General features: G+C 53.9%; 11 protein-coding genes. 7 read left to right on the plus strand and 4 right to left on the minus strand.

The window, feature by feature from the left end; genetic code table 11:
* Window positions 1-239 precede the first annotated feature (239 nt).
* Window positions 240-1,481, plus strand: a complete 1,242-nt coding sequence (locus tag C4S74_RS14875) for an MFS transporter (RefSeq protein WP_103996082.1) — start codon at window positions 240-242, stop codon at window positions 1,479-1,481.
* Between the two features lie 169 nt (window positions 1,482-1,650).
* On the opposite strand, the gene C4S74_RS14880 is transcribed toward C4S74_RS14875, so the two are convergent.
* Window positions 1,651-2,547 carry a LysR family transcriptional regulator gene (locus tag C4S74_RS14880; RefSeq protein WP_103996083.1) on the minus strand — a complete coding sequence of 299 codons (897 nt, stop codon included), beginning with the start codon at window positions 2,545-2,547 and terminating at the stop codon, window positions 1,651-1,653.
* A 163-nt stretch (window positions 2,548-2,710) separates the two neighbouring features.
* Here C4S74_RS14880 and C4S74_RS14885 point away from each other — a divergent pair, with 163 nt between their 5' ends.
* From C4S74_RS14885 to C4S74_RS14895, 3 genes are all read left to right on the plus strand, one after another.
* Window positions 2,711-3,463 (plus strand): SDR family NAD(P)-dependent oxidoreductase, encoded by a 753-nt coding sequence (locus C4S74_RS14885; RefSeq protein ID WP_103996084.1) that lies wholly within the window; start codon window positions 2,711-2,713, stop codon window positions 3,461-3,463.
* Between the two features lie 317 nt (window positions 3,464-3,780).
* On the plus strand, window positions 3,781-4,758 hold the full coding sequence (locus C4S74_RS14890; protein WP_103996085.1) for a GNAT family N-acetyltransferase: 978 nt from the start codon (window positions 3,781-3,783) through the stop codon (window positions 4,756-4,758).
* Between the two features lie 178 nt (window positions 4,759-4,936).
* Window positions 4,937-6,601: a stalk domain-containing protein gene (locus C4S74_RS14895; RefSeq protein ID WP_258042490.1), complete on the plus strand. Its 1,665-nt coding sequence runs from the start codon at window positions 4,937-4,939 to the stop codon at window positions 6,599-6,601.
* A 64-nt stretch (window positions 6,602-6,665) separates the two neighbouring features.
* Here C4S74_RS14895 and C4S74_RS14900 read toward each other — a convergent pair whose 3' ends face one another.
* The 3 genes from C4S74_RS14900 to C4S74_RS14910 all read right to left on the minus strand — a co-directional run bounded on the left by C4S74_RS14900 (window position 6,666) and on the right by C4S74_RS14910 (window position 9,535).
* Window positions 6,666-6,905 (minus strand): hypothetical protein, encoded by a 240-nt coding sequence (locus C4S74_RS14900; protein ID WP_009672440.1) that lies wholly within the window; start codon window positions 6,903-6,905, stop codon window positions 6,666-6,668.
* Window positions 6,906-7,002: 97 nt separating this feature from the next.
* Entirely contained in the window at window positions 7,003-8,655 is a 1,653-nt protein-coding gene (locus tag C4S74_RS14905) for a Tat pathway signal protein (protein ID WP_103996086.1), read from the minus strand.
* A 16-nt stretch (window positions 8,656-8,671) separates the two neighbouring features.
* Window positions 8,672-9,535: an ABC transporter ATP-binding protein gene (locus C4S74_RS14910; RefSeq protein WP_103996252.1), complete on the minus strand. Its 864-nt coding sequence runs from the start codon at window positions 9,533-9,535 to the stop codon at window positions 8,672-8,674.
* 486 nt (window positions 9,536-10,021) lie between these two features.
* On the opposite strand from C4S74_RS14910, the gene ectB reads away from it, so the two are divergent.
* From ectB to fabD, 3 genes are read left to right on the plus strand one after another with little or no spacing between them, the layout of a single operon-like run.
* On the plus strand, window positions 10,022-11,323 hold the full coding sequence (gene ectB / locus C4S74_RS14915; protein WP_103996087.1) for a diaminobutyrate--2-oxoglutarate transaminase: 1,302 nt from the start codon (window positions 10,022-10,024) through the stop codon (window positions 11,321-11,323).
* A gap of 59 nt (window positions 11,324-11,382) precedes the next feature.
* Window positions 11,383-12,102 carry a thioesterase II family protein gene (locus tag C4S74_RS14920; protein ID WP_103996088.1) on the plus strand — a complete coding sequence of 240 codons (720 nt, stop codon included), beginning with the start codon at window positions 11,383-11,385 and terminating at the stop codon, window positions 12,100-12,102.
* Window positions 12,103-12,116: 14 nt separating this feature from the next.
* Window positions 12,117-13,346 carry an ACP S-malonyltransferase gene (gene fabD, locus C4S74_RS14925; RefSeq protein ID WP_103996089.1) on the plus strand — a complete coding sequence of 410 codons (1,230 nt, stop codon included), beginning with the start codon at window positions 12,117-12,119 and terminating at the stop codon, window positions 13,344-13,346.
* Window positions 13,347-13,354 lie beyond the last annotated feature (8 nt).

Raw genomic sequence — 13,354 nt, forward strand, 5'->3', positions numbered from 1 at the left:
CCCGGCGGGCTTTTTAATTATAGTTAACCTTACCCTTTCTTTTTGGCGGCGGCCGTATATAATTAAAGCAATCAAATCAGGAGGTGTCGTTCATGCAACAAACTCAAATGAAAACCCCGCGAAGAAAAGAACAACTAACCAAAAAAGTGGGGAAGACGGCACGTACGGAAAGCTTGCCGGTGAGCGGATAAGCAGATACAAAACGTGACGTGCCGTCTGCCTGAAAGGCGGACCGATTCATGAATGCACACGCGTCACAAGTTTATTTAAGATTAAAATTCGGATTGGCACTGGCCAACAGTGTCATGTTTACCACCTATGCGGTGTATTTTATCCAGACGCTGGGTCTGACACCGCTGGAACTTCTGCTTGTCGGAACCGTATTGGAGCTGACTGTGCTCCTGTTCGAAGGTATTACAGGTGTCGTGGCGGATACGTACGGCCGCAGAAAATCAGTCATCCTCGGGATGTTCGTGATGAGCGGCAGCTTCTTTTTAGAGGGCAGCGTGGTAGGAGCCGGCGCGGCCGTGCCCGTTATCTCGTTGTTTGTCTGGGTGCTTATTTCCGAAGCGATCCGCGGATTCGGGGAAACGTTCCTCAGCGGCGCGGATACCGCATGGTTTGTGGATGAGATCGGCGAAGAACATGCGGGGCCTGTCTTTATGCGTGCGAAAAGATGGACGCTGACTGCGGCGCTATTGGGAATCGGAATCAGCGTGGGACTATCTACGCTGGCCACGAACCTGCCGTTTCTGGCTGGCGGCCTCTTGTATGCGGTCTTGGGTGTCTACCTTCTGCTGGATATGAAGGAGACCAAGTTCGTCCGTCAAGAGAGGGCGCCGGGAACGGGACTTTGGACCGAACTCAAGTCTACCTGGCTTGCCGGTGCACGGGAAATTTCCTCCCGGCCCATCCTGCTGATGATTCTGGCGGTGACCGTATTCAGCGGGGCGGCATCCGAAGGCTATGACCGGCTTTGGGAAGCACATCTCTTGAAGGAGATTACGTTTCCGGCCGAACTGCCTTTGTCCGCCGCACTCTGGTTCGGACTTATCTCCGTTCTGACGATCCTGCTGAGTATGCTCGCGATGTGGATCGCCGAGAAGCGGCTGAATACGACCGATGAACGTGTCGTATTCAAAAGCATGTTCGTGCTGACGGCGCTGCGGATCGCGGCCGTTCTCTCGTTCGCCTTCTCGCCGAATTTCGGCTGGGCTCTGGTCTCCCTGCTCGCCGTAGGAGTCATCGGAACGCTGAGCGCCCCGCTCTTCGAGACTTGGCTCAATCTCAACATCGAGAGCCGGTCGAGGGCGACGGTGCTTTCCATGATGAGCCAATCCGATGCGCTCGGCCAGACCGCAGGCGGTCCGTTCGTCGGCTGGATCGGCAGCCGGCTGTCCGTCCGGGCGTCGCTGACGACCGCGGCGGTGCTGCTGCTGCCCATCCTGCTCGTATTCGGACGCGTATTGCGAAGACGATAGCGCCGCCGCTTTAAACGGGAAAACCTATGTCCATGGGACATAGGTTTTTTTAGCCGGATTTGCGGGTGCACTCTTACGAGAGAGTCATTCTCATGATGAAGGGTCATACTGACTAAAGAAGGAAGCTCCCGGTTCTCTTCGCTCCTTCTCAATTTCTATCCCCGAAAGTTTACCGCCGCCTGTTAAGCCGCATTTTGAGCCGGTTAACGAAAAGATGAGCGGCTTGCGAATAGGGCTGCTCCTTGGGATGAACGCACCATAGGTAGGAGGGCCGCTCGCCGGGAAGTTCCGCGTTCACCATCACGATATCGCCGTTTTCGTAGTCGGGGTTTCCGTAAAACGTATAATCCGTTCCGAGCGTAACGGCGATTCCCTCCCGGACGGCTTTCAGGATCGCGTCGATATTGTTGCTCGTGAACAGAACGTTCACGGAATCGCCGAGCGTGGCGATAAAGCGGGCAATATACTCGTCATGGTAAAGCACAAGCTGATGAGCGGCCAACCGGTCCAGCGGGATCGATTTAGCCGAGGCCAGGGCGGAATGCCTGCTTACGCCGACGACCATGCGTCCTTCGACAAGCGGTTCGGCATGCAGGCAGGCGTTTTTTTCCAGAATCGTATCCGGGAACAAAATAAATCCGATATCGACCCGGTTATGGCGTACGTCTTCGATAATTTCTTTGGTGCCCTTCTCGATCATTTCCAGCCGGATACCGGGAAAATCTTTTTTGAGTTCCGTCAGCGTATCGACGAGCAGAGAGACGGGGCCCGGAATCGTAGCCACGCGAAGCCGCGCGTTTTGCAGCTTTCCGTAGCTGTTCGCTTCCGCTTGCAGCTGATGGACCTGGCTTAGAATGGCCGACGCTTTACCGAGAATCAGTTGTCCTTCCGCTGTCGGAGCCGCTCCCGTACGCGACCGGTTGAAAATGCGCACGCCGAGCTCCTTTTCCAGGAAAGATATCGAGCGGCTGATTCCCGCAACCGTCATATGCTTATTTTGCGCAGCCTGGGTCAACGTTCCCGCCCGGGCTACTTCCACGATGAATTCGAGCTGTTCCAGGTTCATTATGTCGACTCCTTGGTATTAACTTTAAGTTAAGGTTAGTTAATTAATCTGAAATATAATTAATCTTGAGTATATGATACGATCTAATCAAGGTCAATGTGTGACAAAGCGCACACCACTCACAGATCAATCCAGATGAGACATTTTTGGAGGCGGAACTTATATGACAACCACACAACGTGTAGCAGTAATCACAGGCGGAGCAAGCGGAATCGGCCGTCAAGCTTGTTTAAAATTCGCCCGCAAAGGCGACCGGGTCGTCGTAGCGGATTTCAATGAAGAGAGCGGAATTGAAACCGTGGAGCTCATTAAAAAAGAAGGCGGAGAGGCGGTATTCTTCAAAGTCGACGTTTCCAGTCAGGAAAGCGTACAGGCTCTCGTAGATGAAGCGGTTGCCAAGTACGGACGGATCGACGTGATGTTTAACAATGCCGGAATCGGCGGTGCCGGACCCGTTTTGACTCAGAACATGGACTTGTATCACAAAACGATCGCCGTCAACCAGCACGGAGTCGCTTACGGTATCATGGCCGCAGGCAGCAAAATGAAAGAGCTCGGCATTAAAGGGGTCATCATCAACACCGCTTCGGTGTTCGGATTCCTCGCTTCTCCCGGAACCTTCGCATACCACGCAACCAAAGGGGCCGTGATCATGATGTCCAAATCGGCGGCACTTGAGCTTGCTCCTCACGGCATCCGCGTCATTGCGGTTGCACCGGGTGCGGTGGATACACCGATTATTCAAGGTTTTAAAGACAACGGCATGCTTGAAAGCATGAAAGCTAAAGTGATGGGCGGCGAGCTGACAAAGCCGGAAACTGTCGCAAACTCCGTCTACCTGCTTTCGCTCGAAGAAGCGGACGCCATCAACGGCAGTGTAGTCATGGTCGATCAAGGATACGCATCGTTTAAATAAAAAACTTTTCCCTGCATAAAATAAAGTCTCTCTTCAACAGGAAGAGAGACTTTTTCAGGTTGAAGTCTAAAAGACACGTAGAAAAGCAGACGGGCTGCCGGTTCCGTGTTGTTTTATTATCGCAAAACCGGACATGCAGAAAATGAAACTACCCGTATTTCTTTTACAAAACTCACATAAACATTGCGTCATGCGTTTTTGAACCGTTTTATTGAAATTATTCATCCGAAATAAACTTTATGTAAATTCTATTTCATCCGTTTTATTGCCGGTGACCGTGGTATGATTTGGGAAAACGGTCATTAAGGAGATGTGGAATGGTTATTACGATCCGGAATATGCATGTTCCCGAAGACTATGAAGGGACGGCCGCTTTGCTAAGTACCTTTTATTCCGAGCCGATAACGGCAGAGCACATGCGTGAAGAGGATGCTGCGATTCCAGTGAAAGGCGCTTTGTCACGCGACGAGAACGGAAGACTGACCGGCCATGACCGCCAGCGTCTTGTTGCCGTAAACGAGTCGGGTAAAATTATCGGCTACGGCTGCTCCTGGCGGGCTCCCTGGACGGCTCCGGGTACGCTGTACCAGAAGGTTCTCGTCGATCCCGAAGAACGGAAAAACGGCATAGGACGCGAAATTTACGCGAAGCTGGCTGCCTATGCGGATGCAAACGGTGCGGATAAAATCGTAGGCATGGTACGCGACGACGATCCGGATTCGCAAGCTTACGCCGCCGGACGCGGTTTTGTCAGGGACCGTCACCAGTTTGAGTCTCTCATCGAACTGGACGGGTTTTCACCCGAGGGAGCTGGCGGAACGGCAGACGCGCCGGAAGGGATCATCTTGACCACGCTGGCACAGGTTCCGGGGGAGGAGATGGAGAAACAGGTCTATGAGCTCTACCGGAAAACCTATTCCGACATCCCCGGCTCAGAGGGAGAATTTAAGTGGTACAGCCAGTGGCGGAAAGAGACGGTGGAACGGGAAAGCTTCGATCCTTCGCTGTTTTTGGTTGCTTTGGACGGTGATAAGCCTGTCGGAGCCGCCGAGCTGTATGAAATGACGGAAACCAACAGCGTCTACAATCTCTATACATGTGTGGACGGGGAGTACAGAGGAAGAGGCATCGCTCTCGCACTCAAACGGACATCTATCTTTTTGGCCAAGGAGCGGGGCTACAGTTATATCCGTACGAACAACGATTCCCAGAACGGGCCGATGCTGGCCATTAACCGGAAGCTCGGTTATGTGCCTGTGCCGGGCTATTACCGCTTGTATAAAAACGTCCGGTAAAACGTTCATGAGCCTGCCGGCTATATCCGGCAGGCTTTTTGCCTGCCCGGCGGCCAACGTGGGAAGCTTACAGTTTTGTAAGCTGGTCCTTTGGATTTTGTCATGGAAATCGATGGGAGCTTTTCCGGGAGTCCGTTATGCTTGAAGCAGACGATAGCAGTAAAGGGGTACAATCACGATGAAAATAAAATCACCGATAAAAACACAACCAACTCGTACGCTTTCTATTTTTTTGTCAGCCGCCGTTATCGGCAGCTGTATGCCTGCGGCTGCCAAGGCAGCTCATGACGGGGAAATCCCGCAGGCTTTCGCATTACAGGCTCCGGCCGCCGGAGAAGACTACATACCGCTTCGCGCGCTTTGCGAATGGGTGGGCATTCCCATTGATTGGGACGGAGCGGTGCGGACCGTAACGGCCGCCAAAGACAAGCGTGTGCTACGCATCGTTCTTGCGGAGTCCGGCGTGCCCGCGGCCGATCTTGAGGGCATATCTTTGACCCGGGATGAAGTGATTCTGCTGGACAGCACCGCGTATATTAAGCGGGAAACAGCCGCCAAAGCGTTCGGCATTGAAGCGGCCTGGTACGGCGGTAAGCTGGAAATCCCGTCGCGGGATCTCGGCGCAAGAGCCCGCGCTTTTGTGACGCAGCTTCAAAAAGACAACCGTGCAGGCGCATACGCCCTGGCGAGCGGGGCATTCAAGGAAGCCGGCCTGCCGGCGGGAACCCTTGAACTGGTTAAACAGCTTGCCCGGCTTCCGATCGTCAAAGAGCGGATCGAAAGCACTGGTGTCCACCGGACGGTTATCCTCACTTGCGAAAGCCCTCAGATGAATTTCGATCTGGAAGTCCGGTTTGACAAAGACGGCTACGTGGACGATTTTTATGCCGGAATGGCTTTTGAAGGGTACCGGCCGCCTTCGTACGACAAACCGGGTGCCTATGAGGAACGCAAGCTGGTCATCGGAACCGGCGATCATGCCGTGGAAGGCACCTTGACCGTTCCTGCGGGACTGGGGCCGTTTCCTCTGATGATACTCGTGCAGGGCGATGGGGAACTGGACCGGGACAGCACGGTATTCGCCCAGAAACCGTTCCGGGATCTTGCCGTCGGTCTGGCCAATCACCAGGTTGCGACTCTGCGGATGGATAAGACGACCCGGGAACATTTCGCGCAGCTTAACGGGCATTACACGATCGGGGACGAGTTTGTGGAGCCTGCACTAGCGGCGGTCCGGGCGGCCCGGTTAGAGCCCGCTATCGATCCCGGCCGGATATATGCGGCGGGTCACAGCCGCGGCGGCTGGATGATTCCCCGCCTGCTCGCGAAGGATTCTGCGGGCCTTATCAAAGGAGCGGTCGTGCTGGCGGGAGCCGATCCCCGCTATACGGAAATCGATTCTTACGAGCACGAAGAACTCGGCGGTATGATTCCGAAGGAGCAGCTGGCCTATTACCGCAAGCAGCTGGAGCTGGTGAAGGCCGATTCCTTCGATCCGAAGGCGCCTCCCGCGGCATTCGAGCTTCCCCCGAATCCCTACTGGTGGCACGATATCCGCGGTTATTCACCGGCGGATGAAGCTAAAGTCCGCAGCGCGGCCATGCTGGTGCTGCAGGGGGAAGAAGATTTTCAGGTGCCGCTGGCTAGCCTGAACGGCTGGAAGGAAGTCTATGCGGGGAATGCGGCCGTCACTTACAAATCGTATCCCAAGCTTACACATTTGTTTACGGAAGGCACATTGGAGAACGGCATCCAAAATTACAAGGTTCCCGCGAATGTACCGGACACGGTTATCGCAGATATTGCGGCATGGATCAACGGCAATGCGGCAGCTTTACAATAAACAAACAAAAAAAGCCTGCAAACAGGCTTTTTTTGTTTGCTCCAATTCTGGAGCGGCGGGCATTTTAGTATTTTTGACTGTTGTTGGACATATAAGCGATTGACCCGATGATAGTACCCAGCAAAACGAGGGCGACCGGAATTCCGATCAGTTCCATGATGGCAGCCTCTGTACCTCGGTAGGTCGTATTGCCGACGACCATCGGAATTTCCAGACCCAGCACGTTCAGAATAAATACGATGACCCCAAGAATGACCCCCAGCAGAACAAACGGCTTTAAAAACCGGAAAATATATGCGGCCATTGTCAAACGCCTCCTTCACTTGCCTCTTTTTACTTACTTAACCCTTAGACGACCCTCAAAAGGATACCCCTTCAAAATATGGGTGAGGTTAACAATTTTATTTAACCTTTAATTTCCGTTTTGAATAGGCCGCCAAAACAAGCAGAACCGATGCCGCCAAGAGAACGGCGATAATGACCAGGGAAGCGGAAGTAAGGTTGCGGACGGGGCCGGATTCGGCTGCGGTTCCCATAAAATCCGCATAAAACAGCTGGTTGAAAGGGCCCAGGAACCAAAGCAGCATGTAGATAAGTTCAAAGGGACGCCTGGATTCCGTCCATATGCCCAAAGCCAGGGCAAAGCTGGGTACGAATAACGAGGCCGCGACGGCGTAAATCAGATGAACTACATCTCCCGTCACGATGAATCGGATGAGCATCCCGCTTCCCGTAAGAAGCACCGCCAGGAAACCGGACAACCATACCGCGGGCAGCTGTCTTCCGACATAGCCGGGTGACGAAGCGAGTACGGATACGGTTCCGTATTGGTGTTCACGGTTGCCCATCGAAGACCAGAGCGAAATCGGCCAGATCCAGGCAAGCGGCCAGATCCATCTCAGTGCCGCCGTGTAGGGCAGGAAGAGGCACAGAATGGCGAGAATAACGGCGACAACGTACCAGCCGGGAGGAGAACTGGCGAACTGAAGCCGGAATTCCGCGCCGACGAGAGGCAGGAACCGCTTGTTCACCCGGACAGGCGTCAGGTCGGCCGCCGATGTTAGAGCCGGGCTTTGCGCCGCCGCGGGTTCGGCCGGAGCTTTCCGCGTCCGTTCCGGGGCAGTCGCTTTGCCGCCGCGGGAGCGGGCTGGAACGGCTTCGCCGGCAGCTGTACCGGTGCCGGCACCGGTACGGGGCCCTTGAACGACGACCGGACTTTCCTTGAAGCCCCGGAAAAGGCGGGAGGCGAGCAGGCAGACCAGGACCGCGACAAGCAGAAGAGCGGCTTGTTTGATCACAACGTCCCAGGTCCAGCTTATGCCGTCCCAGACGAAAAGCTTCAGCGGGCTTTCCAGGAACAGAATTCCTTGCCCGTATGTACCTTCATAATCGGCGTGGGTGAGCAGCAGCTTTTCACGCATCGCCTTGGTGATGACGTCGTTGCCCATGCCTGAATAGAGCGTGGACATCGTAACGCCGGTAAACAAAAGCATATAAAGCACAATGCCGAACGGGCTCCTGAGCACCGGCCTTGTTTCGAACAGGACGGCCATGGCGGAAACAATCGCCAGGGCGGGGATTACAACGAACAGATACGGGGCCAGGTACGCACCCAGATGAAGGGAGTAGTCTTCACCGCGGACCCACTGCATACAGATCGCGACGGGAATGACAACAGCGGCAATTACGGCCAAAACCAGAAAATTGCTGAGCGCTTTTCCGAGCAGGTAATGGGATTTTTTCAGCGACGAGCCTTCGATGATCTGGCCCACTCGTGTTCTTTTATCGCGCTCGATGCCATTCCGGACCAGAAAGAAGCCGAAAAAGGATAAAAACAGCGAGGTAGAAACCGCGGTTGTTCCGCCTACCCAGGCTGAATTATAGATGCCCCGGAATTCTTCGAAATACAGCGTGACATATCCGGCATCGGCCGGAGGGACGAACATATAGGCTGCAAGAATCGTCAGGCCGAGCGTAATGAGAAAACTGAACCGCCGCGTTCTTTCCAGAAAATCCGCCAAGGCCACCTGGTATGTAATCTTCCATGCGTTCATCGCGCGTTACCCCTCCTTATCCTGCGCTCAAAAAGAGGTAGGCGTCTTCAATTCCCGCATGAACAGCAGCCGCCTGCTCGTTTGGCGGAGTTTCGGACACCACACGGAGCAGCAGCCCGTCTTCACGCCGGACGGTTGCACTGATAAGCCACTTGGCGCGGGCTTCCTGAAGCTGGCTTTCGGGAATGACCACATTCCACACTTTTCCCTGCACATGCCGCAGAAGCTCCCCTGGGTTGGAATCGCTGATCAGCCGTCCTTTGGAAAGGATGGCGATCCGGTCCGCCGTCGCCTCGATGTCCGATACGATATGAGTGGAGAAAATAATGAGCCGCTCACCGGACAGGTCTGTCAGCAGGTTGCGGAACGACAAGCGCTCGGCGGGATCCAGTCCGATTGTAGGTTCATCGATGATAAGCAGCTTGGGATCGTTAAGCAGAGCCTGGGCGATTCCGATCCGCTGTTTCATGCCGCCCGAGAAGCTGCCGATTCTTCTTTTGCGCACGTCGTACAGATGCAGCAGTCCGAGGAGCTCGTCGATGCGTTTGCCTGCCGCCTTGCCGCTAATCCCTTTTACCGCCGCCATATAGGTCAAAAATTCATGAGCGCTGAGATGCGGATAAACTCCGAAATCTTGCGGTAGATAGCCGAGAATACGCCGAATCTCTTCGGGGTTTTCACGAATACCGACTCCGTTCCACATAATGGTGCCCTCGGAAGGCTCCGAGATCGTGGCCAGAAGCCGCATCAAAGTAGATTTTCCGGCTCCGTTCGGACCAAGAAGTCCTAGAATGCCGGGCTGTATCTGTAAATCGACATGGCGGAGTCCCCATACATCTTCCTGGTACTGCTTACCGATATTGCTGATTGAAAGTAGGATGTCATCCACCTCATATCTAACAAATATTAACAAATAAACCAGATATCAAGATAGAGTATACACACAGAAATTGGAAATGTCTATATCAAAAAACCTTATTTACCAAAAAATAATAATTTAAAATTGAACTATTAAAAGACAAAATAAGTAACAATAACTTCAAATTTTTAATATTTGAAAATGCATTGACAACATTTGTAAACCTACTCTATCATAATTTATGAAAGAATTGGTAAATTCGACTTTCTTTTGCTACTTTAGACCTCCAAGAACTCCCCACCATGATTCGTTAGTCTTACGTTTAGTCGGGCGTATGGACTAAGGACACCACAAGAACCCAACCCGCATTACTGGAACAAGCTCTGCTCTCATCATGAACTGCCTGAATAGCTTTTCGGATTGAAGCTGACCTCGAGCATTTTTTTAAAATGCTGCCTTATCAGCGGTTATTTGTCCTGCAAAAAAAAACAGATGGAGGATGAAATGATGAACTCGTTCGAACTTTTGGAGTCAAATGTAAGATCTTACAGCAGGGTGTTTGGGGATGTGTTCCGTACGGCTAAAAATTCCATGATGTTTACGGAAGAAGGCAAATGTTTTCTCGATTTTTTCGCTGGGGCAGGAGCTTTGAATTACGGGCATAATCCCGATTTTATCAAAGGGAAACTGCTGGAATATATCGGGTCCGATGCGGTAGTGCACGGTCTGGATATGTATACGACGGCCAAACGGACATTTATCGAAACGTTCAACGAACTGATTCTGGCGCCGAAAGGACTGGACTACAAACTGATGTTCTGCGGGCCTACAGGCACAAATGCGGTAGAGGCAGCGCTGAAGCTGGCAAGAAAAGCGAAGAAGCGGACGGGTATCTTCTCGTTCAGCGGCGGTTTTCACGGAATGTCTTACGGCAGCCTTGCCGCTACGGGGAATTTGTACAACCGCGGGGGTGCAGGCGCTCCGCTGAACAACGTCACGTTTATGCCGTATCCGTACGGGTTCAATGAGTCTTTCGACACGATCGGTTACATGGAAAACGTGCTTACGGACGCCAACAGCGGGATCGAGAAGCCGGCTGCGGTCATTCTCGAAACGGTCCAGGCCGAAGGCGGCGTAATCGTGGCTCCGGTAGAGTGGCTGAAGCGTCTGAGCGCTTTGTGCAAAGCGCATGACATTCTTCTCATCGTTGACGATATCCAGGTCGGCTGCGGACGCACGGGATCGTTCTTCTCGTTCGAACGGGCGGGAATTCAGCCGGATCTTGTCGTACTGTCGAAATCGATAAGCGGGTACGGGCTTCCGATGTCGCTTCTTCTCCTGAAGCCGGAGCTGGACGTATGGCAACCGGGCGAGCACAACGGGACGTTCCGCGGAAACCAGCTTGCTTTCGTCGGCGCTACGGCAGCACTGGAGTTCAGAATTTCTTCGAACCTGGAGGAAGCCGTGAAGGAGAAGGAAGCATGGGTCAGCGACTTTCTGCAAAAAGAAATCGTTCCCCTGCACCCGGCCATCACGGTCCGCGGACTCGGCCTGATCTGGGGAATCGATCTGGGCGGACTGGAAGGCGGCGAGCAGGCAGCTAAATTCGTGGCTTCCCGCTGCTATGACCGGGGCCTCATCATCGAGCGGTCCGGAAGAAACGACACTGTGGTGAAGCTGATGCCCGCGTTGACGATTGATTTCGAGCTGCTGGAGCAGGGCTGCGCGATCGTCAAAGAAGCGCTTGCCGCTTATTTCGAGCAGACCGGACAGTCCGCGCACAAGGAAGCGACGCTTGAGCCGGTTTGACGATTAGCCGCCTTCCGCAGCACTTTACAAAACGGATACGAAATAGGGCAGGTGACAGCATGAAAAAGATTTTCTTGTTTTGTCTGCCCTATGCGGGCGGATCGTCGGTAATTTACACAAGGTGGAAGCCACTGCTGGGTCCGGGCATTGAACTGGTCCCGCTTGAATTGGCTGGCCGGGGAAGGCGCATTAACGAGTCTTATTACGAGAACGTGGACGCGGCCGTAAATGATCTTCTGCCGGTTGTGGAACCTTATCTCGACAAGGATCAGACCGCTTTTTTCGGTTACAGCATGGGCAGCCTGATCGCTTTTGAACTTATCCACCGCATTAGGGAAAAGTACGGACAAAGCCCGCTTCATTTTTTCGCGGCGGCCAGGATGGCTCCGCATATACAGCGGACAGAGCCTCCTCTGCACGGGTTGGAGCCGGAACTGTTTAAAACAAAGATTGCGGAGTTGGGGGGAACCCCTCCGCAATTGTTTGAAAATTCTGAACTAATGAATTTGTTTTTACCGCTTCTCCGGGCGGATTTCCGGCTTGTCGAAACATACGCTTATACCGAGAAAGCGAAGCTGGACTGCGCCATGACGGTTTTGGCGGGCAAGCGGGATAAGGTGGAAGAAACGGATGTGCTCGACTGGAAGCGTCATACGACGGGCGCTTTTACGGCTCATTCGTTTGACGGAGGGCATTTTTTCATCAATGATTTCCAGAAAGAAATCGTGGATATTCTTCATGCTTCCCTGGGAATCCGTACCTCATCTTTTTATGCGTAAGAAAGGAGCGGGGCATGGTTAATACCGCCTGGTTATTTCCCGGGCAGGGCTCTCAGTATGTCGGCATGGGGTCCGCCTGGTATGCCCGTTTTGACGGGGCAAAAGCATTGTTTGAAGAAGCAAGTGATGTCGCCGGTTACGATATGAAGGCTTTGTGCTTCGAAGGAAGCGCCGCCCGGCTCTCCAGAACGTCCTTCACGCAGCCCGCGCTGCTGACGGCAAGCGTTCTGGCAAGCCGGGTTTACCTGTACGAGATCGGGCTCGAACCCCGATACTCGGCCGGGCACAGCCTCGGCGAATACTCCGCGCTGGTGAGCAGCGGCGTCCTCTCGTTTGCGGAGGCGCTGGGGCTGGTCATTCAGCGGGGCAAGTTCATGGAGGAAGCGGCGGAAGCCGGCATCGGCTCCATGATCGCCGTCCGCACGAACGATCAGCTCATGCTGGAGGAGCTGTGCCGCAGATATTCTGCGGCCGGGCAGCCGGCGGCCATTGCCGGGTACAATTCCGGCAGCCAGCTGGTCGTCTCCGGTCACCGGAACGCCGTGGCGAGCGCGGCGGAAGAGCTGGAGCGCCTGGGCGTCGAAGTGACCCGGCTCGCGGTGAGCGGACCGTTTCACAGCGTGCTCATGCAGCCGGCAGCGGAAAGTCTGGAAGAAGCGCTGAACAACGTCACATTCAGGGATGGCCGCTGGCCGGTCATTTCCAATACGACGGGCCTTCCGTACCCGGATGCGCAAGCTATCCGCAGAGGTCTTGTCGATCAGATGACGACACCGGTTAAGTGGCTGCAAACAGTACAATTTTTAGCGGAAGAAGGCATTGAATTAGCTGTTGAATTAGGTCCGCGAACGGTTCTGAAAAACTTGACCCGGGACAGCTCGGAGCAGATCCGGCCCTACGCTTACGAACGCGAGGCGGATGCGGAGCAATTGGCGGAGCTGTATCCGGTCCGGCTGTTTATCGAGGAAGGCTACTCCGCCGCGGTTTCGGCGCCCAATGCGAACTGGAACGAGGAAGAGTACGCACAGGGAGTACTGGAACCGGTCAGACGCGTGCGTGAGATGCTGAATGCTTACACGGAAAGCGGCGGTTCCGTCCGGGATGCCTACGGGTTAAGGCAGGATGTACTTGAATGTGTACACCGGGTGCTTCGGACAAAGAAGGTATCCGACAAGGAACAAAACGAAACGATTCGCCGGTTGTTAACCAGCTCTTTTACAAAAAAACTTGTAACACAGGGATAACTGCGGAG

The organism is Paenibacillus sp. UNC499MF, from assembly GCF_900107975.1.
In the GTDB taxonomy this organism is placed as follows: domain Bacteria; phylum Bacillota; class Bacilli; order Paenibacillales; family NBRC-103111; genus Paenibacillus_F.